Raw genomic sequence first — 24,659 nt, 5'->3', positions numbered from 1 at the left:
TCCAGCGGTGCGCGAATGGATGCTGACTTCCGTCAGCATGACGAAGAGGGCTGGAGGGCGCGGCTCTCCGACCTATCGCGACTCTGTCGCCGCGCGTCTTCCGGCGCCGCTCCGGACCCGCCGCACGCTCCGCCGCGAAATAGGTTCCGCCGGGCGGTTGACAGCTTCCGAGTCCGCGCTTACCTGCGCTTTACCCCGATACACCGGTCCCGGCGGCGCGCACGCGTGTCCGCCGCAATCGTGCGTATCGGGTCAACGCTACGAGATGAGGCGCGCGTCTAGCCATGCGGTGCCTCGTGGAGCTGGGAGAAGTAGTTTCATGGCACGTATCGCGGGTGTTAACATCCCGACCAACAAGCGCGTCATCATCGCGCTGCAGTACATCCACGGCATCGGCCCGGCCAAGGCCAAGCAGATCACCGACGCGCTGGGCATCGCTGCCGAGCGTCGCGTCCAGGACCTGAGCGATCAGGAAGTCCTGCAGATCCGCGAGACGATCGACGCGAGCCACACCGTCGAGGGTGATCTTCGTCGCGAGACCGCGATGAACATCAAGCGCCTGATGGACCTCGCCTGCTACCGTGGTCTGCGTCATCGCAAGGGTCTGCCGGTCCGCGGCCAGCGCACGCACACCAACGCGCGCACCCGCAAGGGCAAGGCCAAGCCGATCGCCGGCAAGAAGAAGTAATTCGTCCGGGGGACGAATTACTCCGCCGGAGGCCGGTTCGAGGCTACTCGCCTCGCCGCTTCCGGACCACGTACTTAAGGTCAGGATTACCTCATGGCTCAGGCAGCACAGCGCCTTCGTCGGCGCGAACGCAAGAACATTACCGCAGGCGTCGCTCACGTGAACGCCAGCTTCAACAACACCATGATCACCATCACCGACGCGCAGGGCAACGCGATCAGCTGGTCCTCGGCCGGCATGATGGGCTTCAAGGGCTCGCGCAAGTCGACCCCGTATGCGGCGCAGGTCGCTGCCGAGGACGCCGGCCGCAAGGCGGCGGACCACGGCGTCCGTACGCTCGAGGTCGAAGTGAAGGGCCCGGGTTCGGGCCGCGAGTCGGCGCTGCGCGCGCTGCAGGCGGTTGGCTTCCAGATCACGTCGATCCGCGACGTGACCTCGATCCCGCACAACGGCGTCCGCCCCTCGAAGCGCCGCCGCGTCTGATCGATCCTCTCCGGCCGCTCTGCCCATCGAAGGCTGCGCGGCCGGATCGCCATTCGGCGCGGGCAGCCCTCGCCTGCGCCCACAACTAGGGGAAGCCCGTGTCTGTCAACGCTAAGAACTGGCAGGAACTCAAGAAGCCCAGCGGCCTCGAGAAGAAGGCTGGTGGCGATTCCAAGCGCAAGGCGACCTTCGTTGCCGAGCCGCTGGAGCGTGGCTTCGGCCTGACGCTCGGCAACGCGCTGCGCCGGGTGCTGCTGTCCTCGCTGCAGGGCGCCGCGGTCACCTCCGTCAAGATCGAGAACGTGCTGCACGAGTTCTCGAGCCTCGCCGGCGTGCGCGAGGACGTGACCGACATCGTCCTCAACGTGAAGCAGATCGCGCTGAAGATGCAGGGCGAGGGCGCCAAGCGCCTGCAGCTGTCGATGACCGGTCCCGCCGAGGTGAAGGCCGGCGACATCGCGGTGTCGGGCGACATCGAGGTGATGAACCCCGAACTGGTGCTGTGCCACCTGGACGAGGGCGCGACGCTCAACATGGAACTGACCGCCGAGAGCGGGAAGGGCTATGTTCCGGCGGCCGGCAACCGTCCGGCGGACGCGCCGATCGGCCTGATCCCGGTCGACGCGCTCTACTCGCCGGTGCGGCAGGTGTCGTACAAGGTCGAGAACACCCGCGTCGGGCAGGAGCTCGATTACGACAAGCTGACGCTGACCGTCGAGACCGACGGCACGGTGACCCCGGAGGACGCGATCGCCTATGCGGGCCGCATCCTGCAGGACCAGCTGTCGCTGTTCGTCCACTTCGACGACTCGTCGGTCACCCGCGTTGCGCCGACCGGCGCGGCGGCCCCGGCGCAGGTCGCCGAGGCGGCGGGCGACACCGCGCAGATCAACCGCTTCCTCCTCAAGAAGGTGGACGAGCTGGAGCTGTCGGTGCGTTCGGCGAACTGCCTGAAGAACGACAACATCATCTACATCGGCGATCTGGTTCAGAAGACCGAGGCAGAGATGCTGCGCACCCCGAACTTCGGCCGCAAGTCGCTCAACGAGATCAAGGAAGTGCTCTCGTCGATGGGCCTGCGCCTCGGCATGGAGATCCCGGGCTGGCCGCCCGAGAACATCGAGGAAATGGCCAAGAAGCTCGAGCAGGAAATCATGGGCTGAGGCGCACCGGGTCAGCCTCGCTGATCCGGAGACGCCGACAGCGCGGTCGGCGGGCCGGTGCGAACCGGCCCGACCGACGTCGCGGATCCGCCGCGATGGGCCAAGCTCAGAGATGCCAGCCTTCGCTGGCATGACGGAATCGTGGCGAGCTCCCCGTCCTCGCCTGGTCTGGGGTACCGTGACACGGCCCCTTAACGAACGAAGGAAATACCCATGCGTCATCGCGTCGGCGGCCGTAAGCTGCAGCGTACCTCGGCCCATCGTCTGGCCCTGTTCCGCAACATGTCGGCCGCGCTCATCAAGCACGAGCAGATCACCACCACCGTCGCCAAGGCGAAGGAACTGCGTCCCTACGTCGAGAAGCTGGTGACGCTGGCGAAGAAGGGCGGTCTCTCGAACCGTCGTCTCGCCCACGCCCGTCTTCTGGACGATGCGCAGCTGGTGAAGCTGTTCGACGTGCTGGCGTCGCGCTACGCCGACCGCAACGGCGGCTACACCCGCATCATCAAGGCCGGCATCCGCGCGTCGGACGCCTCGCCGATGGCGATCATCGAGTTCGTCGACCGCGACGTCTCGGCCAAGGGCCAGGACTCGGGTCCGGTGGCGAGCGACGAGGACTTCGACGAAGCCGCCTAATCGCCTCTAAGCGGTTGCAAGATAAGAAGGGCCGGGCCAGTTTGGCACCGGCCCTTTTCTTTTTTCCGGAGACACTCTGGTGGCACGACGCGTTTGCGCGACCGCGATGGTATTGGTTTCGCTGGCGCTTGCCGGCTGCGGAAAGTCCGACCCCGGCTTCCGCGCGGGCATGCCCGGCATGTCGCAGTCGAAGTCCCATAAAGCCGAGGTTACGATGTCCTACCCCGAAACTCGCCGCGTCGATCAGGTCGACACGCTGTTCGGCGAGAAGATCGAAGATCCGTACCGCTGGCTGGAGAACGACGTCCGCACCGACCGCGAGGTCGCCGAATGGGTGGCGGCCGAGAACCGCGTCACCGACGCCTATCTGGCGACGTTGCCTGGACGCGGCATCTTCAAGGAGCGGCTGCGCACGCTGATCGACTATGAGCGCTTCGGCCTGCCGGTGAAGAAGGGCGGCCGCTATTTCTACACCCGCAACAGCGGCGTGCAGAACCAGTCGGTGCTCTATGTCCGCGACACGCTCGACGGCGCCGGCCGGGTGCTGATCGACCCCAACGGCTGGGCTGCCGACGGCGCCACGGCGCTGTCGGAGTGGGTGCCGTCCGAGAATGGGCGCTACGTCGCCTACGGCATCCAGGACGGCGGCACCGACTGGCGCACGCTGCGCGTGCTCGACGTCGCGTCCGGCAAGCCGCTCGAGGACGAGGTGAAGTGGGCGAAGTTCACCGCCATCGCCTGGGCCCGCAACGGCTCGGGCTTCTTCTACTCGCGTTTCCCCGAACCCGAGCAGGGGGCGGCCTTCCAGGCGCTCAACCTCAACCACGCGCTCTATTTCCACAAGCTGGGCACGCCGCAGTCGGCCGACATCAAGGTCTATGCGACCCCCGACAAGCCCAAGCAGGGCCATGTCGGGCAGGTGACCGACGACGGCAAGTGGCTGGTGATCACCACCTCCGAAGGGACCGATAACCGCTACGAGATCACGCTGGTCGACCTGACCGACAGCGCGATGCGGCCGCGGACGCTGGTGCGCGGGCTCGAGCACAGCTGGGAGCTGGCGGGGAACACCGGCAGCACCTTCTACTTCACGACCAACAAGGACGCGCCGCGCGGCCGCATCGTCGCGATCGACGCCGCCGCCTCGACCGGGCGGCTGCGCGAGATCGTGCCGCAGGACTCGGCGACGCTGCAGGGGGCCAAGCTCACCGGCGGCAAGCTGATCGCCAGCTATCTGGTCGATGCCAAGACCGAGGTGCGCCGCTATTCGCTGAGCGGCGGGCGCGACGGCGCGGTGGCGCTGCCGGGCATCGGCACCGCCAGCGGCTTCGGCGGCGACCAGGACGATCCGGAGACGTTCTTCGCGTTCACCAGCTTCGCGACGCCGACCACCATCTATCGCTACGACGTGGCGACCGGCCAGGCGACCCCGTGGCAGACGCCGAAGGTGGCGTTCGATCCGAACGCCTACGACGTCGCCCAGCGCTTCTACGGCTCGAAGGACGGCACGCGCGTGCCGATGTTCCTCGTGCGCAAGAAGGGGACGAGCGGCCCGGCACCGACGCTGCTCTACGCCTATGGCGGGTTCAACTCGTCGGTGCTGCCCGCCTTCTCGTCCAACCGCATCGCGTGGCTGGAGCAGGGCGGGGTGCTCGCGGTCGCCAACATCCGCGGCGGCGGCGAATACGGCAAGGCGTGGCACGACGGCGGGCGCCTCGCCAACAAGCAGAACGTGTTCGACGACTTCATCGCCGCGGGCGAGGACCTGATCGCGAACGGCGACACCACCAAGCGGCAGCTGGTGATCCAGGGCGGCTCCAACGGTGGACTGCTCGTCGGCGCGGTGGTCAACCAGCGTCCCGACCTGTTCGCCGCCGCACTGCCCGCGGTGGGCGTGATGGACATGCTGCGCTTCGACCGCTTCACCGCCGGCCGCTACTGGGTCGACGATTACGGCGATCCGTCGAAGGAAGCCGACTTCAAGGTCCTGCGCGCCTATTCGCCGTATCACAACATCCGCAAGGGTAAGGACTATCCCGCGATCCTCGCCACCACCGCGGATACCGACGATCGCGTCGTGCCGGGCCACACGTTCAAATATGTGGCGGCACTCCAGGCGGCGAAGGTCGGCGACAAGCCGCACCTCGTCCGCATCGAGACCCGCGCCGGCCACGGATCGGGCAAGCCGACCGACAAGGTGATCGAGGAATATGCCGACTTGTGGGCGTTCGCCGCGCGCTGGACCGGCATGGACGTGACGCCGGTGGAGTAACCTTCCTCGAACTTTCCGTTCGCCTCCAGTAGGGATCGAGCGTGTCGAGAGCCCGTATCGAGAGGGCGTGGCCAACGCCGCCTCTCGCGATACACCACCTCGACAAGCTCGGCGGCACCGCGAGATGAACGGAAGGGGAGAGGCCCGTCCGATCCTCTCCCCAAAGGGGCTGGCAGCGCGCACAAGCTCTGCTATCGCGCAGGCCCATGAGCGCACATCCCACTGACTCCATCCTGATCGTCGACTTCGGCAGCCAGGTCACCCAGCTGATCGCCCGCCGCGTTCGCGAAGCCGGCGTCTACAGCGAGATCGCCCCCTTCCAGTCGGCGGCCGAAGCGTTCGAGCGGATGCGCCCGCGCGGTGTGATCCTCTCCGGTGGCCCCGCCTCGGTTCCCGAGGAGGGAAGCCCGCGCGCCCCCCAGGCGATCTTCGATTCGGGCGTGCCGGTGCTCGGCATCTGCTACGGCCAGCAGGTGATGACCCAGCAGCTCGGCGGCCAGGTCGAGAAGGGGATGAGCGGCGAGTTCGGCGAGGCCTATATCGGCATCGAGGACGGTTGCGGCCTGTTCGACGCGCTGTGGGGCGAAGGCGACCGACATCAGGTATGGATGAGCCACGGCGACAAGGTCACCGCGCTCGCACCCGGCTTCCGCGTGGTGGCGACCAGCCCCGGCGCCCCCTTCGCCGTCATCGCCGACGACATGCGCCGCTACTACGGCACCCAGTTCCACCCGGAGGTCGTGCACACCCCCGACGGCGGTCGGCTGATCGGCAACTTCGCGCGCCACGTCTGCGGCCTCACCGGCGATTGGACGATGGCCGAGTTCCGCGAGGCGAAGATTGCCGACATCCGCGCCCAGGTCGGCAGCGGCCGCGTGATCTGCGGCCTATCGGGCGGCGTCGACTCCGCGGTGGCCGCGGTGCTGATTCACGAGGCGATCGGCGACCAGCTAACCTGCGTCTTCGTCGACCACGGGCTGATGCGCTCGGGCGAGGCCGAGCAGGTCGTCTCGCTGTTCCGCAACCACTACAACATCCCGCTCGTCCACGTGAACGCGGAAGCCCTGTTCATGAATGGCCTCGCCGGCGTCACCGACCCCGAGGCCAAGCGCAAGTTTATCGGCAAGACCTTCATCGACGTCTTCGACGACGAGGCGAAGAAGATCGGCGGCGCCGAGTTCCTGGCGCAGGGCACGCTCTATCCGGACGTGATCGAGAGCGTCAGCTTCACCGGCGGCCCGTCGGTGACGATCAAGAGCCACCACAATGTCGGCGGCCTGCCCGAGCGGATGAACATGAAGCTCGTCGAACCCTTACGCGAGCTGTTCAAGGACGAGGTCCGCGAGCTCGGTCGCGAGTTGGGCCTGCCTGACGCCTTCGTCGGCCGCCACCCGTTTCCCGGCCCCGGCCTCGCGATCCGCATCCCGGGTGAAGTCACCAAGGAACGCTGCGACATCCTGCGCAAGGCGGATGCCATCTACCTCGAAGAGATCCGCAACGCTGGCCTCTACGACGCGATCTGGCAGGCGTTCGCGGTGCTGCTGCCGGTGCGCTCGGTCGGCGTGATGGGCGACGGCCGCACCTATGACTCGGTGCTGGCGCTGCGGGCCGTCACCTCGACCGACGGCATGACCGCCCAGGCGTTCCAGTTCCCCGGCGACTTCCTGCCCCGCGTCGCGACCCGCATCGTCAACGAGGTGAAGGGCATCAACCGCGTCACCTACGACTACACGAGCAAGCCGCCCGGCACGATCGAGTGGGAGTGATGGGGCGTCCGGCACTGGCTGGCGCCCCATAGGCACTCATCACCGGTAAGGCCCGCAGAGATGCGGGCCTTTTTCGTACGTACGTCTGGAAAGCGCGGCAAAAAATCTGCCGCTCAACACAGCCGGGATCAGGTTGCTGATCTCGAAGGGCGAGTGACGGGTGAGATTCTCGACCGCCGCGCTGCTGATCTCGCGCATCTGCTGCGACGGGAACCGGTAGGACGTTGCGAAATGGCGCGGCTAGGGTCTCCGGGGCCTGGATGGCGAGCGCACGAAAGTCTCAGGCTGCGCGATCGCCCATCGGTTCACCCAGGCGCACCTTCCGCTCAGGCGCCCAATCTTTGGTGAAGGTGATCGCTCCCGGCCTGAACAACATCACGATCGTCGAGCCGAGAAGGAAGCGGCCCATCTCCTCGCCCTTCTTCAACACGATGTCCTGATCGGCATAGCGCCATTCGGACGTCGTGTTGGTGCGCTTGGGATTGACCACACCGTGCCACACGGTCGCCATACTTCCGACGATGGTCGCGCCGACCAGCACCATCACGAACGGACCATGTTGCGCGGATTCGAAGACGCAGACGACGCGCTCGTTGCGGGCGAACAGGTTCGGCACGCCGCGCGCGGTGACAGGGTTCACCGAGAACAGCTTCCCCGGCACGTAGATCATGCGCACTAGCCTGCCGTCGCAGGGCATGTGCAGGCGGTGGTAGTCCTTGGGGGACAGATACAGGTTGGCGAAGCTGCCGTGACGAAACGGCGCGGCCAGCGTCTCGTCGCCGCCGACCAGCTCCGTCGTGGTGAAGCGATGCCCTTTCGCCTGGAGCATGTGATGGTCGTCGATGGCGCCGAACTGGCTGATGGCACCGTCGACCGGACAGACGAAATCGGCCGCCGCGATCGGGCGGAGGCCGGCCCTGAGCGGGCGGGTGAAGAAGTCGTTGAAGCTCTTGTAGCTGCCGATGTCCGCATCTGCGGCTTCGCTCATGTCGACAGCATATCTGCCGACGAACCAGCGGATCAGCCGCGTCGTCATCGCGCCTCCCTGCGCCCCGGCGATGCGACCGGCAACGGTGGTCAGGCGCTGCTTGGGCAGCATGTACTGGAGCAGGACCTTCAGGCGATCGGACATGGCGAATCTCGAAACGACGACACCCCCTTGTAGGGTCGTGAACCGGCAGGTCGACCCGTGGCATGTGCGTTCGACGATGTGCCATGTCGATGCCGCTACGAGGAAGTCGTTGAGGCACTGCCGGAAGTCGCGTTCCTGAGCGTCGATGTCCGCAATGCACGGGATGGATGCAACTGTCCGCTTCTCCGTCAAGGAAAGCGGAGTAGCGGTGGGCCGGCTCCATGAAGCGAGATGGGCCTCAGCTCTGTGCCTCTTCTGAGAGAACCCATAGCTGACATACGCCGCAAACAGCCTAATACGTCGGGATCAGCCGATCGGCAGGGATGGGGGGCGCAATGCGGACTTGGGCGCTGTTCAGCGTGGGCTATCTTCTGGCGACCGCGGCGATGCCGGCGGTCGCGCAGCAGAAGACGAATCCGATTCCGCCCAGCTGGAAGGATGGGCCGCCCATCGCGCAGGCGAGCCTCGATCCGCAGCGCCCGCACCGCGAATGGGAAGACCCGACGATCTTCGCGGTCCACCGCGAGGCACCGCACGCCACGCTGTTCAATTACGAGAGCGTGGCGCAGGCGCAACGCGGCAAAGCGGCGGAGTCCGAACGCCACTTGTCGCTGGACGGCACCTGGAAGTTCCACTGGTCGCGCAACCCTTCCGAGCGGCCGGCAGAGTTCTGGAAGCCGGGGTTCGACGTTTCGGGCTGGAACGACATGCCGGTGCCCGGCATCATCGAGGCGCAGGGCTACGACCGGCCCTATTACGTCAACATCGGCTATGCCTTTCCGATGAACCAGCCGCTGGTGCCCGACGATTATGCACCGGTCGGCAGCTACCGCCGCAGCTTCGACCTGCCGGCGGGCTGGCACGGGCAGGACGTCTTCCTGCGTTTCAACGGCGTGGGCTCGGCGATCTACGTCTGGGTGAACGGCCGCAAGGTGGGCTATTCCGAAAACACCAAGAACGCGGCCGAGTTCAAGGTGACGGAGTATCTGAAGGCCGGCCGCAACGACATCGCGGTGGAGGTCTATCGCTTTTCCGACGGCAGCTATCTCGAAGACCAGGACATGTGGCGGGTGTCCGGGTTCGAGCGGCCGGTGGAACTGTTCGCCGTACCCAAGGCGTGGGTGCGCGACTATTTCGCCAAGGCCGGTCTTGCCGAGGGCTATCGCGACGGTACGCTCGACCTGTCCGTCGACCTCGCCTCCGGTGCCGGAGGGCAGGGCGCCTATAGCGTGGAGGCGATCCTTTCGGACCAGCAGGGCCAGCCGGTCTGGAGCGAACGCCGCTCCGTCACCCTTGCGGATGGCACGACCGGCAGCGTGCGGTTCAGCACGCGCCTTGCCGAAGTACGGCGATGGACGGCGGAAACCCCGAACCTCTACGGCCTGATGCTGGTGGTGCGCGACGATGCGGGCGCCGTGCTGTCGGCGGTACCCGGGCACATCGGTTTCCGCGACATCGCGATCCGCGACGGGCAACTGATGGTCAACGGCCAGCCGATCACGATCCGCGGCGTCAATCTGCACGAGCACGATCCCGACACCATCAAGGTCGTGTCGGAAGCAACGCTGGAAGCGCGCATCCGCCAGATGCGGGCGATGAACGTCAACGCGATCCGGACCTCGCATTATCCCCAGCGCGCCGCCTTCTACGACCTTGCCGACCGCTACGGCATGTACGTGGTCGATGAGAGCAACATCGAGAGCCACGGCTATTACGAGGCGGGCTTCGGCATCGGCCCCCAGGAGAAGTGGCAGCTCGGCCACAAGCCCGAATGGGAAGCCGCGCATCTCGATCGCATGCGGTCGCTGGTCGAAACCGACAAGAACCACCCGTCGATCATCGCCTGGTCGCTCGGCAACGAAGCCGGCGGCGGACCGGCGTTCCAGAAGATGTACGACTGGGCCAAGCGCCGCGACCCGACCCGGCCGGTGCAATATCAGGCGGCAGGGATGAAGCCGCCGTTCACCGACATGGTCGTGCCCTTCTATCCCAATCAGGCGGCGATCGCGAAATGGGCGCAGGAGTTCCGGCAGACGCCGATCATCATGACCGAATATGCCCATATGATGGGCAATTCCGGCGGCGACTTCGCCGATCTGTGGGACGAGATCCGCAAGCATCCGAACACCCAGGGCGGCTTCATCTGGGACTGGATCGATCAGGGACTGAACTATCGCCATCCCGACGGATCGCGGTTCCACGCCTATGGCGGCGATCCCGGCCCGCTGATGCTGTCGCAAACCCAGTCGCCCGAAAGCCTGCGCGGCAGTTTCGTCGCCAATGGCATGATCGGCACTGAAGGGCGGCCCAACCCGCATGCCTATGAGGTGCGGCACGTCTACCAGCCGGCGGCGTTCGCGGCGGCCGATGACGGTGACGGAAGCGGTACGGGCGCGGTGCGCGTGACCAATCGGTTCGACTTCCTCGACCTCGACCGGTTCGACATCGTCTGCACGATGCTGGAGGATGGCGTCGAACAGGGAAGCTGCGGCCGGCAGCGGCTTTCGGTGCCGGCGCGGGGCAGCGGCGTATTTCCGCTCCAGCGGCCGGCCGGACGGCCCAAGCCCGGCGCGGAATATGTCGCTCGCCTCGCGCTGGTCACCCGCGAGGACAGCCTGCCGATGACGGCGGCCGGCACGACCGTCGCGACCGACGAGATCGTGTTTCCTGCCGCGCCCGCCGCCGCGCCCGCGAAGGCGGCCGGCCGGGTTGAGCTCCGCGAGACGGGAACGGCGTGGCAGATCACGGGGCCGGGCTATGCCGCGCGGTTCGACAGCGCCACGGGCGAGCTCGTCTCCTTGCGTGGACGGGCGGGCGAGTTGGTGGAGGCCGCGCCGAGACCTAATTTCTGGCGCCCGGCGACGGACAACGACATCGGCTGGAACATGCCGGCGAAGCTCGCCGTCTGGAAGGAAGCGAGCCTGAACCGCGCGCTCACCGGCTTCTCCGCCCAGCGGCAGGGCGACGGCGTCGAGGTACAGGTGGTGCAGACGGTGGGCGACAATGTCGCCTGGGTGCGCACGCGGTACCGCTTCGCGCCGACCGGCGACATCGTCGTCACCGAGACGATCGAGGATGGGCGCAAGGACCTGCCCGTGCTGCCGCGGTTCGGCTGGACGATGCGCATGCCCGAGGCGTTCGACCAGCTTGCCTGGTACGGGCGGGGGCCGTGGGAAAGCTATGCCGATCGCAAGTCGGGCGCGATGCTCGGTCGCTACAAGGGCGCGGTGCGCGACCAGTATCACCCCTACATTCGCCCGCAGGAAACCGGGAACAAGACCGATCTGCGCTGGATGGCGGTGACCGACGGAGCCGGCAACGGCCTGCTGATCAGCGGCGCGGCGCCCTTCTCGGGCGCCGCCCTCGCGCTGGATCCGATGCACCTCGACTACGACCGGTTGGCACCCAATCGGCACGGCCTCGACGTCAAGCCGGAGGGCTTCACGACCCTCACCGTGGACCATGCGCAAATGGGCGTTGGGGGCGACAACAGCTGGGGTGCACAGCCCATGACGAAGTACCAGCTGCCCTTCCGCCATTACAGCTTTACGGTACGCCTACGGCCGCTGACGGCGGGAGACGATCCGGCACAGATCGCGCGCACGGCGATCCCGGAACACGGCGGCGCCGCGCCGGCCAGATGACGCATCCCCGCTGTCGTGGCTGCAGCAACGTCACAAGGCCCGCCGCAATCGCAGGCTGATCGTGCGGCCCAGCGGGTCGAGATAGGCGCGCTGATAGCGCAACGGCGTCGTGCCCAGACGATCGCGAACGTCGGGGCGACTGTCGAGCAGATTGGCGATGTCGAAGGTGACGCGCGTGCCCTTCAGCCATGAAGGCGTTTGCGCGCCGCCGAAGCGTTCGGCGAGATTGGCGAACAGGCTGAGGTTCACCGTGGTGAGGCTTCCAAAGCGTAGCCCATCGGCGGTGCCCTGCGCTCCGTCGACCTCGGTTCCGCTCCGCCAGCTTGCCGAGAGGCGAGCTCCCAGGCCGCGCTTGAAGGCGCCGGCCTGGAACTCGATCTCGTGGCGGCGACGGCCACCGTTGGCGTCGGTCGCGCCGCCGTCGAGCAGATCGAGGGAGGGGAGTCCGCCGCGCAGGCGGAGGGAGTCCTCGAGGAACCAGTTGTGATACAGGCTGACGAACAATCGGCTCGAGGCGGTCATGATGTTGCGGGCGAACGCGCTTCCGGGCTGCGGCCGGAAGGTGAAGGTTCCGTTCGGCCCCCGTGTCATCTGCCCCGCCTGCTCCGCCGGGATGCGAATCATGCCACCGTCCATGCCCGAAGGCACCGCACCCAACGGCTTCGTCAGATTGACGCCCCACCGCAGCTGCTTTTGGCGAGACGCGGCGAAGTTGATCGGACGCGCGTCGATCTGCAGCAGCCGGCCGGTCGCGTCGCGGAGGAAGCGCTCGGGAAACGCGGCTTCGACCTGCGGCGACACGATCGGAAAGGCGACGATGGGATCGTCGACGTGCGCCGCGACGTAATCGAGGCTGAGGGTCAGGTCGGTCCGCGACAATGGACGAAGGTTCAACCCCAGTCTGACCACGTGACGTTCGTCGCTGCGCAGGCGCGGATTGCCGCCGGAAACCTGTGTGACGTCCACCACCTCGCCGCGCGCGATGTCGAAGGTGCGGACGTTGGGCGTGACCAGCGCAGGTCCCCCGAGTTGATCGAGGGTTGGCGGCCCTTGTTCGCTGGTACCGGACAGGATGATGCCGATCGCCCGGATCGGCGACCAGTTCAGGCCGGCACCGAACGTCGCCATGCTGCCGGTATCGGAGAGGCGATCGATCGCCACGTTCGCGTTGGCCGAGAGGCGGCCGATCCCCGACGCCGCCTGGTCGGCCGAGCCGAGCAGCGGGACGTCGACGTTCGCCTGAAGCCCGCCTTTGTCGCGGCCGATGTCCGATCGTGCCGAGGATGGGCTGCGTCCCGACCGGCTCTCGAAGTCGCGGAACTCGATCCCTCCCCGCACGCTCGCGTACAGCGGCCCGGCGGGTAGGTTCACGATCGGGCCGGACAGGATCAGATCGGCGGTGACGGCCGAGTCGATCGATCGAGCGGTGTCACGCGGGGCGGAACGGTCGCCGAGGTCGGTCCGCATCCTGCTGGCGATGCGATCATAGGTGCCGAGCGCCGTCCATTGCCACGTCCCGGTCCGCCCGGCCAAGGTCGTGCCCAGGTGCGTGGTATCGCCGTCGCTGTCGCGCCGTAGTGCACCGTCCTCGCCACGGCCGACGAGGCTTCGGCTGCGGTTCGCCTCGAAGCGTCCGTTCACCGTGGCCGACGTTTCGCCCAGCACAGGGCCGCTGACGAGGCCGTTGAGCAGAAATCGCTCGGTCGACGGCAGCAGAGTCCGAAAACGCCCCACTCCCGTCTGGCCGGCGAGTTGTCGGACGTTGCGCTCGCTTTCGAGCAACGGCGTGGAACGCGAATAGCTCGCCCCCAGGGCGAACCGCGTTTCGTCGCGGATTCGCAGGAAGTCTGCGTCCGCGTCGCCCGTGGTGCGGTCGCCCCGGGTCGCGGCGAGCAAACCCGCCTCGCCGATGCCGGCTTGATATCGCTGGAACGTCACGACGTTCACGACCTTCTGATCCGCGCGATAGCCGTATTTGAGCGCCACTTCCTCGGGAAGGATCTCCATGCGCTCGATCGCTTCCGCCGGGATGCGCGCGATCTCGGAGAAGTTCGACACGCGCCGGCCGTTCAGCAGCGTGACCGGGCCGTCGTCGCCTCGCCCGCGGTTGCTGGCGGTCTGCGCCCCGATGGCGTCCAGCAGCGCCTCGACATCGTCCGCGCCGAACGCCCTGATGTCGGCCGGGCGGAAGGTTCGTTCGGGCGGAATGTCGCCGATGACCGATCCGCGCGGACGCCCTCCCATTACCACGATATCCTCGTCCTCTTCTCCTGCCGGTGCGGAGGATGTGGGCGGTGCCGCAACCGGAGGTTCGAGCGTCTGCTGCGCCGCCGCGTCTCCGGAACAGATTCCGGCCAGCATCCCCGCGATCCATGTGACGTTCCGTCTCACGCCCAATCCCCAGCATGTTGCTTCAGGGGCTGCGTTCAAGCGGGTGCCGGTAGCGCGGGGATGGCCGCTCGGTAGCAGGCGGCGATACGCAAATGCTACAGAACGCGGATAGTCTGCCGCCATGGAGTCCCGGGTCATCGCCAGCAGTACGGTCCTCGTGGTCGACGACGACGCGAGCATCCGCGATGCCATCGTCGATTTCCTCGCCGGCCACGGCTTCGCGGTGCGCGCTGTGGGCGACGCCGCCGCGTGCGAGCGGCAACTGCTGCAGGCGCCTGTCGATCTCGTCGTACTGGACGTGATGATGCCGGGGGAGGACGGGCTCTCGCTATGCCGCCGCCTTGCCCCCACGGGCGTGCCGATCCTGATGCTGAGTGCCCTCGACGACGTGACCGACCGGATCGTCGGGCTGGAGGTCGGCGCATGGGACTATCTGACCAAGCCGTTCGAGCCGCGCGAGCTTTTGGCGCGTATCCGTGCCCTGCTGCGGCGGCCTTCGGCGGAGCCGTCGAAGCAGGAGCAGGCAAGCAGGGGCGTCACCTTCGCCGGCTGGTGGCTGGACGTGGAGGAACGGCGCTTGCGCGATCCCGCCGGCCGTCCCGTCTCGCTGAGCGAAGGAGAGCATGCACTGCTCGCCACCTTTGCCTCTCGGCCAGGACGCATCCTGACGCGAGACACGCTGCTCGACCTTGCGCGCGGGTTGGATGCGGCGTCCTACGATCGGGCGATCGACATCGCGGTCAGCCGCCTGCGCCGCAAACTGGCCGAGGCGGATCCGGCCCCGATCATCGAGACGGTGCGAGGCGTGGGATACCGCTTCGTGCCGCCGGTCCGCCCGGCGTGAGGCGGCCGCCGAGCGCCCTGGTGTCGATCGGCGGCTTCGGCGTGGCCGTGGCGATGCTGAGTGTCGCGACGACGGCGACGATCGTCGTGTTCGCGCCGCCGCCGCCCACGATCCGGATGAGTGCTGAGGAAGCGATCGAGGCGTTGCGGCACTCGGTGCCGGGTTTTGAGCGGGACATCGTCGCCGAACCGCCACTCGGAGCACGCGTGTCGACGCTGGAGAAGTCGATCGCGGCGGACCTCCGCCGGACGCCGGAGACCGTCCGGGTCACCTGGCTGGAAGAGGTGGAGCCGATCGTCGCGGGAAGCCGCGGAACCGGCCAGTCGGCGACCGACACGGAGAACCCGTTCGGAGAGACGATCGTCTTTCGGCAACGGGGAAACCGCCTGTTCGAGAGGCTCGACCCGAACATCCAGTCTGCCGAATACCGCAACTCCGTCCTGCGGATGGTGCGGCCGGCCTTCGCGCTGAGTGTCCGGCAGCGGAATGGCTCCTGGCTGCGCGTTCAACCGAGCCGGCCGTTCCTGAGCGCCTGGCAGCGCAACATTCTCGTCTCGCTCGCCGTTACGCTGCTGCTGCTCGTCCCGCTGGCGTGGATCTTCGCGCGCCGCCTGACGCGTCCCTTCCGCGCGCTCGCCAACGCCTTGGGCGACAGCGCCGATGCGGTACCCCAGGAAGGACCCCGCGAACTGCGCGAAGCCGCCGCCGCGATCGGTGCGATGCGCACCCGGCTCGCCAACGAGGCGGCGGAGCGCGCGCGGATGCTGACGGCGATCGCGCATGACCTGCGCACGCCGATGACCGGCCTCAGGCTACGCGTCGAGGCTGTGCCCGAACCCCAGCGCAGGCGCATGGTTGCCGATATCGACCGCATGCAGGCGATGATCGGCGAGGTGCTGACGTTCGCGCGCGCCGCAGCGGCTCCGGCCGAGGTGCTGAACGTACGGCCGCTGCTCGCCGAGATCGTCCGAGAGATGCAAGGACGTGGCGCCTCGCTCCGCCTCCTCGACGGCGCCGATGCAAGCATCTCGGTATCCGCGCCCGCCTTTCGCCGCGCGATCGAAAATCTGCTGCAGAACGCGATCGATTACGCAGGCGGTGGCATGGTGTCGGTCGAACGAGCCGCGGCAAGCGTGACCATCTCGGTCAGGGACTCGGGTCCGGGTATTCCGGCTGCCGAGCGGGAGCGCCTGCTTCGCCCGTTCGAGCGCGGCGAGGCTTCGCGCAATCGCGACACCGGGGGAGCAGGCCTTGGCCTCAGCATCGTCCGCGATTTTGCCGCGCGCAATCGCGGCAGCTTCACCCTGGCCGACGCCCCCTGCGGCGGAACGCTCGCCATCCTCAGCCTTCCCGCAGCCTGACCAGATGACGGTGGTGCATCTACAGCCCGTTGATGGGGCGTGCACGGTCTCGGGCACATCCACCTGGATGCTCCCGAGCCCGTTCGGTCACGCTTTCCGAGACAGTGCCACCGCATCGGCACCGGCGGGGATGCGCGCTGGCGCGTCGGGATGGGTGACGGCCAGCCAGATCGCTTCGGCCACGTCGTCCGCCGAGGTGACCGGCGCCGTATCCTGCTGCCAGCCTGCGAAGACCCGTTCCGCAAGTTCGGCGTAGGCTTCCGGGATCCCGCCGGCCATGCGGGGACGTGCGTTGGCGGAGAACGCGGTGTCGGGCGCCCGGCCCGGCAGAACGGTGCGCACGCGAATGCCGAACGGCTCCAGCTCGATCGCCATGCTGTCCCCCAGCGCGTTCACCGCCGCCTTGCTCGCGGTGTAGATGGACAGCAGCGGCAGCGGCGCCAGCGTCACGCTGGAGGTAACGTTGACGATGGCGCCCGACCCACGCTTGCGCATCTGCGGCAGGACGGCCTGGGTCATGGCGATCGTGCCCAGCGTGTTCGTCTCGAACAGCTCGCGGGCAACGGCGATCGGCGTGCCCTCGATCGCGCTCAGCAGACCGATGCCGGCATTGTTGACCAGCGCGTCGATCGGTCCTGCCGCTTCGATCGCGCGGGCAATGCTGGCCGCGTCGGTGACGTCCAGCGCCAAGGTCCGGATCCGGTCCGATGCCGGCAGCACGCTCTCGTCGGACGAGCGCAGGGTGGCGACGACGTCCCAGCCGCGTGTCGCGAAGTGGCGGGCCGTCGCCAGGCCGAAGCCTGACGAGCAGCCGGTGATGAGGATAGTGGGCATCGTGAACTCCTGATCGTATTGGAGAGGGAGGGGCGCGCCGACGCTTAGGCGGCTGCGAGCGCGCGGGCGGCGTCGCGATAGCGGTGCAGCGGGCGGCCGAGCAGCGCGGTCAGCCGCTCGACGTCGCCTGCCTCCGGGATCATGCCGTCGCTGACGTAGCGTTCGGCCATCAGCCGCATTTCATAGGCCATCCACGCGGGCATGGATGTCGCCATGGCCTGCTCGAACCCGCTCGGATCGTCGCCGCCATAGGCGATCGGACGGTCCAGCACCTCCGACCAGATCGCGGCGATGTCGCTGCCGGTCAGCGTGTCGGGGCCGACGAGATTGATCGTCTCGATCGGCAGCTTGTTCGGGGCCTGCTCGCGCCGAACCAGCTCGATCGCGGCGACTTCGGCGATGTCGCGAGCGTCGACCATGGCAACGCCCTTGCTGCCGATCGGCATCGGGTAGACGCCGTGTCCGACGATCACGTCCTTCACCATCGCTTCGTTGTCGATGAAATAGGTGGGGCGCAGGATGGTGGCGCCGAAATTCATCGCCTGCAGCATCCGCTCGGCGCCGGACTTCACGGCGAAATGCGGCACGTTCACTGCACCGTCGGCGTCGAACACCGACAGGTAGACGACCCGGTCGACGCCGGCTTCACGCGCGACGTTGAGCGTGATGATCGCCTGGGTGAATTCGTCGCCCGTCACCGCGTTGAGCAGGAACAGCGTGCTGACGCCCGAGAACGCGGCGCGCAGCGCGTCGATATCGAGCAGGTCGCCTTGCACCACCTCGACGCTGGCGGGGAAGGATGCCTTGGCGGCATCGCGGGTCAGCACTCGGACGCTGGCTTCGCGGCGGACAAGCTGGTCGACGACATGGCGGCCGACACGACCGGTGGCACCGATTACGAGAATGGTCATTGGTTCGCTCCTGGATCAAGCCTTGCTGGCAAGCGGAAGATGCGTGATCCATGGACGTGCAAATAGACGCACAGTCTGGACGCGCCGTCTCACTGGTGGAACGGGTGTGCGCCGGTTCGTCCGTGCCGATGTCACGCGCACCGGGATCTCAAGCCTGCGGACGGAAAGGCGGCTCGGCGGGCTGGTGCGTGCTGTCTGTTATGGCGCGTGCAGGGGGGGCTACGTTCGCCGGTCCCGCTCCCGCGTTCGCAGCGATCGACATCGGGAACTTGCGAACCGACACGATAGCATCGACTATCGCGAGACGGCCTTCGCGGTTGGTGTACAAGCGGGTTCGTGACGGCGGCGCCCAAGACTGTCGCAGAGGAAGGAGATCGGGATCATGTTCGGCCGTCATCCATCCACCCGCAACGCCCGTTCGTCGGCCCAAGGTCGGGAAGGTTCGGCGCGTCCTTACCGCCTCCGTGCTCGCCGCCTGCTCCTGCTGCTGGGGACGTGCATGCTCGTGGGCGCAGCGCCCGTTGGGCTGGGCCCGGCGCAGCGCGCCGCGCCGTCTCCGCCAGCGCCGTCGAGGACCGATCCGCGGCCGAACATCCTGTTCATCCTGATCGATGACATGGGCTACGCGGATCTGTCGATCACCGGAAACACCAAGGTCGAGACGCCCAACGTCGACAAACTCGCCTCTCAGGGGGTTCTGCTCACGCGCTTCTACGACGCGGCGCCGATCTGTTCGCCATCGCGCGCGGGTTTCTTCACCGGACGCTTTCCGGCCGAACTGAACTTCGTGACGTTCATCAACGATCGTGCGGCCAACGCACGGCACGGTCAGGCGAATTGGCTCGATCCGACGCTGCCGAACGTCGCCTCGCTGCTGAAGGGCGTCGGCTACGCGACCGCGCATTTCGGCAAATGGCACATGGGTGGCGGACGCGACGTGGACGATGCGCCGTGGCCCACCGCCTATGGATTCGACGAGAGCCTCACGACCTTCGAAGGCCTGGGCCCCAGAGTTCTGGTGTCGGACGAGGAAAGGGGGCTGAGCGACCAGTCCGCCGCACTCGGGCAAGGCCCCTTCTTCTACGATCGCAAGTCCAACCTGACCCAGCTCTATGCCTCCAAGACCCTGGAGTTCGTCAGCCGGCATCAGGATCAGCCCTGGTTCGTGCAGCTTTGGCTGAACGACGTGCACGATCCCTGGGCCCCGGATGAGGCGCAGTTGAAGGAAGTGCAGGGAAGGGGCGCCGACCAGACCGACGACAAATATCAGGCGTCGATCGTCAAGATGGATCGCGCCATCGGCAATCTGGTCGACCGGCTCAAGGACATGGGACAGTTCGACAACACGCTGATCGTCCTCACTTCCGACAACGGCCCGACCGCGCGCGAGATCTACTATCGCGACGGGCATGTCTCACCCGGGAGCGCGGGCGCGCTGCGCGGTCGCAAGGGCAGCTTGTACGAGGGAGGCATCCGGCAACCGCTGATCCTCTCCTGGCCTGAGGGGACCCGCCGACCGCATCGGGACGAGACCACCGTCGCGCAGGGCGTCGACCTGTTCCCAACATTCGCCTCGGTCGCCGGGGTGAAGCTGACGGCACCCACCACCGGCATGGACTTGGCGCCCCTTCTGAAGGGGCGCACCATCGCCGATCGGCCAGCGCTGTTCTGGGCCTTCGGCCTTCCCGGCGCTCGGAACCAGCCGGGAGGACCGTTCCCGACGCGCGATCGTGCGCCTCGGCTGGCTGTCCGTGACGGGCACTGGAAGCTCCTCGCGGAGGCCGACGGGAGCAACGTGCAGCTCTACGACCTTTCGACCGATCCGAACGAAACCCGGAACGTGGCAGCCGCGCAGCCCGCCCGCCGCGATCGGCTGAAGGCGCGGCTTCTCAACTGGGCGCGTGGGCTTCCAACACCCTGATCGGGAGCCAGCCGGGCAGCGGTTCGGGCCAAGAGCGATCTGGCCTTACAGGGAGAGCGTTCTCGGGTTCGCGCGACCTGGCGAAGTTCGGTTCTGACGGCTTAACCGGGACGAAGCCTGCTCGATCGGGAACCCCTTTGCCCGTCCCGCAGCGGTCATCGTCCCGACAGGGCGTCCGCCAGGAAGTCTACGAACACGCGGACGCGTGCCGGCGTGCTGGCGCCACCGACGAACACGGCGTGGAAGTCCTCCATGTCGCCGGGATTGAACCGCTCGAGGATGGGCACAAGGCGTCCTTGCGCGATGTCGGCAGCGACGGCGAAGGCGCCGACGCGGGCAATTCCCATGCCGAGTGCGGCGAGCTGCCCGACGGTGTCGCCGTTATTGGCCTCCAGGTTGCCCGTCACCGGCAGGGCGTACTCCCGTCCGTCGTGCCGGAATGGCCAATGCGGCCGGTCGCGTCGGAAGGTGAAATTGAGGCAGTTGTGGTGGCGCAGGTCCTCGGGCGTCTCCGGGGTGCCATGCCGTGCGAGATAGTCGGGCGCTGCCACGACCACCCTGCGCGCCGACCCCACTTTCCGCGCGGTGAGGCTGCTGCTCGCAAGCGCGCCGACCCGGATCGCGACGTCGGCGTCTCCCGCCGCGACGTCGACCAGCGCATCGGTCAGCGAAACGTCCAGCTGGATGTGCGGATAGAGCGCCGCGAAGCGACCCAGCAGCGGGACGACGCACAGGCGACCGTGCGAGAGCGCCGCGCTGATCCGCAGCCGCCCTCGTGGCGCGCCCCGGTCGGCGATCTGCTGCTCGGCGCTGTCGAGTTCCGCCAGGATGTGATGGGCTGCGCGAAGATAGGCCTGCCCCTCCGCCGTGAGGGAGAGGCTCCGCGTGGAGCGCAGCAGTAGCCTGACGCCGAGGCGCTCCTCGATCCGGTCGACCCCCCGGCTTACCGCGGACGGGCTGATGCCGAGCACGCGGCCGGCCGCCGAGAAGCTTCCTTGCTCGTCGATCGCAGCGAACAGCGCCAGCGCTCCCGCCCGGTCGGCGCCTCTGCGTAGTTTTGCATCCATCGCAAAGCTCCTTGGCGTTCGTCCGGCCTAACCGCTGTGCCCCGTGATGCCCACCTTTGCACGAACACAGTGGATCGAGGGAATATCATGGTTGATCGGCGCGGCGGGAATGCGGGTTTGATCGCGCTTGCGATCGGAGGGTTCGGCATCGGCGTGACCGAGTTCGCGCCGATGGGCATGCTGCCCGTCATCGCCGCCGACCTGCATGTCTCCATTCCCGCGGCCGGGCTGCTAATCAGCGCCTACGCGCTGGGGGTGATGCTTGGCGCGCCGCTGATGACGCTGACCACCGGACGCGTACCGCGGCGAACGCTGCTGATCGGGCTTGCCGCCATCTTCACGCTCGGCAATCTCCTGTCGGCGGTTTCGGGGAGCTACGGCATGCTGCTCGCCGCACGCGTCCTCACCTCCTTCAACCACGGAGCATTCTTCGGAGTAGGATCGATCGTCGCCGCCGGCTTGGTCGCTCCCGAGCGGCGCGCCAGCGCCGTCGCGGCGATGTTCATGGGGCTGACCGTCGCGAACATCGTCGGCGTGCCGCTGGCGACATGGGCCGGCGAGCAATTGGGTTGGCGCGCGTCGTTCTGGGGAATCGCCGCCCTGGGCGTCGTCACCATGGCGGCGCTGCGGCTGACCCTGCCGCAGTTGCCCGCAGCCGACGGCGGCGACCCGCTGGCCGAACTGCGCGTGCTGACGCGCGGCAAGGTGCTCGGTGCGCTGGCGCTGACGGTGGTGGGATCGAGCGCGATGTTTACCGTGTTCACCTACATCGCGCCGCTCCTGCGCGAGGTCACGGAGGCGTCCCTCGGCTATGTGACGGCGATGCTCGTGATCTACGGGCTCGGGCTCACCACAGGCAATTGGATCGGCGGGCACTACGCCGATCGATCGGTCGACCGCACGCTGATCGTGACGCTCGCCTCGCTGGCCGCGATCCTCGTCCTGTTCTCCGTCACCATGTCCAGCCTGTGGGTGACGCCGCTCGTGATCTTCGGCTGGGGCGTCGCGAGTTTCGCCCTCGTCCCGCCGCTGCAGGTGCGGGTGATGCGTGCCGCCAGCGACGCGCCGAACCTCGCCTCGGCCGTCAACATCGGCGCGTTCAATCTCGGCAACGCGGTGGGGGCAGCATTGGGCGGCGGCGTCATCGCATCGGGACTGGGCTACCCGGCCGTTGCCCTGGCGGGGGCCGGCACATCGGCACTCGGCTTGATTGCCGTGACGGTGGCCGCCCGCCGCGACAAAGCGGACGGGCGATCCTGTGTCCGCGCCGAAACGGGCGTCCTCAACCGTCAACCCTAGCTGGCGGCGATCGATCGCATCCGGGGCTTCAGGCGCGAAGCACCGGCCTTGGGCACGGACTTCCGGGAGCTCATTCCCCCTCGCGGAACATTGCGATCAGCCGCCCCGAAGGATCGTCGCTCGACAGGATCTCGTAGAACCCGGCGCCTTCCTCGCTCGATTTCCGGCTGCGAGCGAACATCGCCGCTTCGTATCGCGACAGTGCCGCCTCGACGTCGCCGGGGTTGGCGACGAGCGCTTCTCCGAGCATCGCACCGTCGTACATCGCCAGGTTGGCGCCTTCGCCGTTCGGCGCCGTGACGTGCGCGGCATCGCCGAGCAAAGTCACCCCGGGAACGCGCTCCCATTGATGCGCCACCGGCAGCGAATGGAACGCGCGCAGCACCGGCGCCGTGTCGCTGTCGGTGATCAGCGCGGCGAGCGCCGGCGCCCAACCGGCGAACTCCTTGGCGATCCGCGTGCGGGTAGCCGCGGGATCGGTGAAGTCGATGGTGGCGAACCAATCCGCCGGCCTGGTGAGCATCACGTAGGTGTGGAGCGTGTCGCCGCGCTCGCGGTGCGCCATGATCGCCTTGCCCGGAGCGGCGGCACTCATCGCGCCGCCGCCGACCGCGCGGGCGCTCGCGTGGTGCCGCGTATCTGCGTCGAACAGATACGTCTCGACGCAGGCGGTGCCGGTGTATTCGGGGACGGCGCTTGAGAGCAACGGCCGGACCTTCGACCAGGCACCATCCGCACCGACCAGCAAACCCGTTCGGATCGACGCGCCATCGGCAAAGGTCACCTCGTGGCTTGCGTCGCCCAGCGTGCGGACCTCCCGCACCTTGCGCCCCCACCGGACGGCGTCCGCCGGGAGCGAATCGAGCAGCATCTGCCGCAACTCGCCGCGTTGCACTTCGGGGCGGCCGCCCGTCCCGTCGTCGGGCTGGTCGAGCAACACCTCGCCGTCCTGGTCCAGAATCCGGAACTGCTGGCGCCCTTCGAGGATGAGCTTCCGGAACGCGTCGGTCAGCCCCGCTGCCTGCAACGCGACCTGGCCGTCCCCGGCATGGATATCGAGCAGGCCGCCTTGCGTGCGCGCCGAAGGGGACGGCTCCGCCTCGTAGACGATGGCAGCAATGCCGCGGAGGTGCAGGACGCGCGCGAAGACCAGGCCGCCCAGGCCTGCACCGATGATCGTGACGGGAAGGGTCATACAAGCTTCTCCGAAGTTGTGACTGGAACGCCGTTCCAGTCACCCACTCTTGGAACTGCGTTCCAGGTGTGTCAAGCAGGTGCGATGGTGAGCAGGAGCCAACGGTCGGAACGGCGTACCGAGGCGCTGACCCGGGAGCGGATCGTCGAGGCGGCGATCGCCATTCTCGATGCCGAGGGTGAGCGGGCGCTGACGTTCCGCGCCCTCGCGACGCGGCTCGCGACCGGAAGCGGGGCGATCTATTGGCACGTCGCCGACAAGGACGCCTTGTTGGCGGCGGCTGCCGACCATGTCGTCGGCTTGGCGATGGACACGGTCGGCGCGAGCCCCGATCCGCGCGCGGCAATCCGCGAGATCGCGCTTGCCCTGTTCGATGCGTTCGACGCGCACCCCTGGGTAGGCGCCCAACTCTCTCTCGACCCGACGCAAGCGGCGACGCTGCGATTCTTCGAAGGCATCGGCGGGCGGCTTCAGTCGCTCGGCGTCCCGGAGGGCGCGCGCTTCGACGCCTGGTCGGCGTGCGTGAACTACATCATGGGAGTGGCCGGCCAGAATGCGGCGAACGCGCGTCGCCATCCCGGTGAGGCCGATCGAAGGGCGCTGTTGGGCGCGGTTGCCGAACGCTGGGGGCGACTGGATCCGGCGGAGTACCCGTTCCTGCGCGCTGCCGCGGCCCAGTTGCCGGGCCACGACGATCGCGATCAGTTCGCCGCCGGGATCGAGCTCATTCTGGCGGGGCTCGCGCCGGCTCGATAGGGGGCGTCGCAGGCGGCCTGCCCGACGAACCGTAGGCAGCGGGTCCGCTCGCCATATCGGATACGACAAGCGACCTGCAAAGCGGACCGCAGCGTGAGAGTAGCGCGGTTCGAGAATGCCAGCTACGGCGCTACCTTCGCCGGGAACTGCCATCGCCAGCACCGTCGCCATGACCGTGTTGCGGCAACACCGCATAGGTCCGCAGGTGGAGGCGAGCGGCTGGTGAGAGATCTATGGCATTCGACTTGCCCGCGCGACTAGGCGCTTTCCGCTGCTAAAGAGCGCTTGCCGCGCGC

Annotated in this window: 18 protein-coding genes; 12 read left to right on the top strand and 6 right to left on the bottom strand. The window is 67.6% G+C overall.

What is annotated here, in order from left to right:
- Positions 1–319 precede the first annotated feature (319 nt).
- The 6 genes from rpsM (at position 320) to guaA (ending at position 7,008) form a co-directional block, all read left to right on the top strand.
- Entirely contained in the window at positions 320–688 is a 369-nt protein-coding gene (rpsM, locus tag ACBY01_RS01885; protein ID WP_125961391.1) for a 30S ribosomal protein S13, read from the top strand.
- 93 nt (positions 689–781) lie between these two features.
- The gene (gene rpsK, locus ACBY01_RS01880) at positions 782–1,171 is read left to right on the top strand and encodes a 30S ribosomal protein S11 (protein ID WP_125961390.1); all 390 of its coding nucleotides are present in this window, start codon (positions 782–784) and stop codon (positions 1,169–1,171) included.
- Positions 1,172–1,269: 98 nt separating this feature from the next.
- Entirely contained in the window at positions 1,270–2,334 is a 1,065-nt protein-coding gene (locus ACBY01_RS01875) for a DNA-directed RNA polymerase subunit alpha (protein WP_416459070.1), read from the top strand.
- Positions 2,335–2,547: 213 nt separating this feature from the next.
- Positions 2,548–2,970 (top strand): 50S ribosomal protein L17, encoded by a 423-nt coding sequence (rplQ, locus tag ACBY01_RS01870; protein ID WP_416459069.1) that lies wholly within the window; start codon positions 2,548–2,550, stop codon positions 2,968–2,970.
- A gap of 214 nt (positions 2,971–3,184) precedes the next feature.
- On the top strand, positions 3,185–5,242 hold the full coding sequence (locus ACBY01_RS01865) for a prolyl oligopeptidase family serine peptidase (protein WP_416459068.1): 2,058 nt from the start codon (positions 3,185–3,187) through the stop codon (positions 5,240–5,242).
- A 206-nt stretch (positions 5,243–5,448) separates the two neighbouring features.
- On the top strand, positions 5,449–7,008 hold the full coding sequence (gene guaA / locus ACBY01_RS01860) for a glutamine-hydrolyzing GMP synthase (RefSeq protein ID WP_416459067.1): 1,560 nt from the start codon (positions 5,449–5,451) through the stop codon (positions 7,006–7,008).
- Between the two features lie 280 nt (positions 7,009–7,288).
- On the opposite strand, the gene asd is transcribed toward guaA, so the two are convergent.
- A complete protein-coding gene (asd, locus tag ACBY01_RS01855) occupies positions 7,289–8,332 on the bottom strand; it encodes an archaetidylserine decarboxylase (RefSeq protein WP_416459066.1) in 1,044 nt (347 codons plus the stop codon).
- 143 nt (positions 8,333–8,475) lie between these two features.
- Here asd and ACBY01_RS01850 point away from each other — a divergent pair, with 143 nt between their 5' ends.
- Positions 8,476–11,784, top strand: a complete 3,309-nt coding sequence (locus tag ACBY01_RS01850) for a glycoside hydrolase family 2 TIM barrel-domain containing protein (RefSeq protein ID WP_416459065.1) — start codon at positions 8,476–8,478, stop codon at positions 11,782–11,784.
- A 30-nt stretch (positions 11,785–11,814) separates the two neighbouring features.
- Here the strand turns inward: ACBY01_RS01850 and ACBY01_RS01845 are convergent, their stop codons facing one another.
- The gene (locus tag ACBY01_RS01845; RefSeq protein WP_416459064.1) at positions 11,815–14,028 is read right to left on the bottom strand and encodes a TonB-dependent receptor; all 2,214 of its coding nucleotides are present in this window, start codon (positions 14,026–14,028) and stop codon (positions 11,815–11,817) included.
- A 268-nt stretch (positions 14,029–14,296) separates the two neighbouring features.
- On the opposite strand from ACBY01_RS01845, the gene ACBY01_RS01840 reads away from it, so the two are divergent.
- Both ACBY01_RS01840 and ACBY01_RS01835 read left to right on the top strand, forming a co-directional pair.
- Positions 14,297–15,019, top strand: a complete 723-nt coding sequence (locus ACBY01_RS01840; RefSeq protein ID WP_416459063.1) for a response regulator — start codon at positions 14,297–14,299, stop codon at positions 15,017–15,019.
- 20 nt (positions 15,020–15,039) lie between these two features.
- Positions 15,040–16,380: a sensor histidine kinase gene (locus ACBY01_RS01835; RefSeq protein ID WP_416459062.1), complete on the top strand. Its 1,341-nt coding sequence runs from the start codon at positions 15,040–15,042 to the stop codon at positions 16,378–16,380.
- A gap of 87 nt (positions 16,381–16,467) precedes the next feature.
- Here the strand turns inward: ACBY01_RS01835 and ACBY01_RS01830 are convergent, their stop codons facing one another.
- Complete coding sequence (locus tag ACBY01_RS01830) at positions 16,468–17,214, bottom strand: SDR family oxidoreductase (RefSeq protein WP_416459061.1); 747 nt, start codon at positions 17,212–17,214, stop codon at positions 16,468–16,470.
- A gap of 44 nt (positions 17,215–17,258) precedes the next feature.
- Complete coding sequence (locus ACBY01_RS01825) at positions 17,259–18,125, bottom strand: SDR family oxidoreductase (protein ID WP_416459060.1); 867 nt, start codon at positions 18,123–18,125, stop codon at positions 17,259–17,261.
- 499 nt (positions 18,126–18,624) lie between these two features.
- Here ACBY01_RS01825 and ACBY01_RS01820 point away from each other — a divergent pair, with 499 nt between their 5' ends.
- The gene (locus tag ACBY01_RS01820; RefSeq protein ID WP_416459059.1) at positions 18,625–20,046 is read left to right on the top strand and encodes a sulfatase-like hydrolase/transferase; all 1,422 of its coding nucleotides are present in this window, start codon (positions 18,625–18,627) and stop codon (positions 20,044–20,046) included.
- A 155-nt stretch (positions 20,047–20,201) separates the two neighbouring features.
- Here the strand turns inward: ACBY01_RS01820 and ACBY01_RS01815 are convergent, their stop codons facing one another.
- Complete coding sequence (locus ACBY01_RS01815; RefSeq protein ID WP_416459058.1) at positions 20,202–21,113, bottom strand: LysR family transcriptional regulator; 912 nt, start codon at positions 21,111–21,113, stop codon at positions 20,202–20,204.
- An 87-nt stretch (positions 21,114–21,200) separates the two neighbouring features.
- On the opposite strand from ACBY01_RS01815, the gene ACBY01_RS01810 reads away from it, so the two are divergent.
- Entirely contained in the window at positions 21,201–22,412 is a 1,212-nt protein-coding gene (locus tag ACBY01_RS01810; protein ID WP_416459205.1) for an MFS transporter, read from the top strand.
- Positions 22,413–22,482: 70 nt separating this feature from the next.
- Here ACBY01_RS01810 and ACBY01_RS01805 read toward each other — a convergent pair whose 3' ends face one another.
- On the bottom strand, positions 22,483–23,607 hold the full coding sequence (locus tag ACBY01_RS01805; RefSeq protein ID WP_416459057.1) for an FAD-dependent oxidoreductase: 1,125 nt from the start codon (positions 23,605–23,607) through the stop codon (positions 22,483–22,485).
- 84 nt (positions 23,608–23,691) lie between these two features.
- Here ACBY01_RS01805 and ACBY01_RS01800 point away from each other — a divergent pair, with 84 nt between their 5' ends.
- On the top strand, positions 23,692–24,363 hold the full coding sequence (locus ACBY01_RS01800) for a TetR/AcrR family transcriptional regulator (RefSeq protein ID WP_416459056.1): 672 nt from the start codon (positions 23,692–23,694) through the stop codon (positions 24,361–24,363).
- The last annotated feature ends 296 nt before the right edge of the window (positions 24,364–24,659 follow it).

Origin of the sequence: Sphingomonas mangrovi (genome assembly GCF_047975845.1) — a bacterium.
In the GTDB taxonomy this organism is placed as follows: Bacteria; Pseudomonadota; Alphaproteobacteria; order Sphingomonadales; family Sphingomonadaceae; genus Sphingomonas.
Note: the sequence above shows the minus strand (reverse complement) of the source record. Positions and strands in the feature narration are given on the sequence as shown.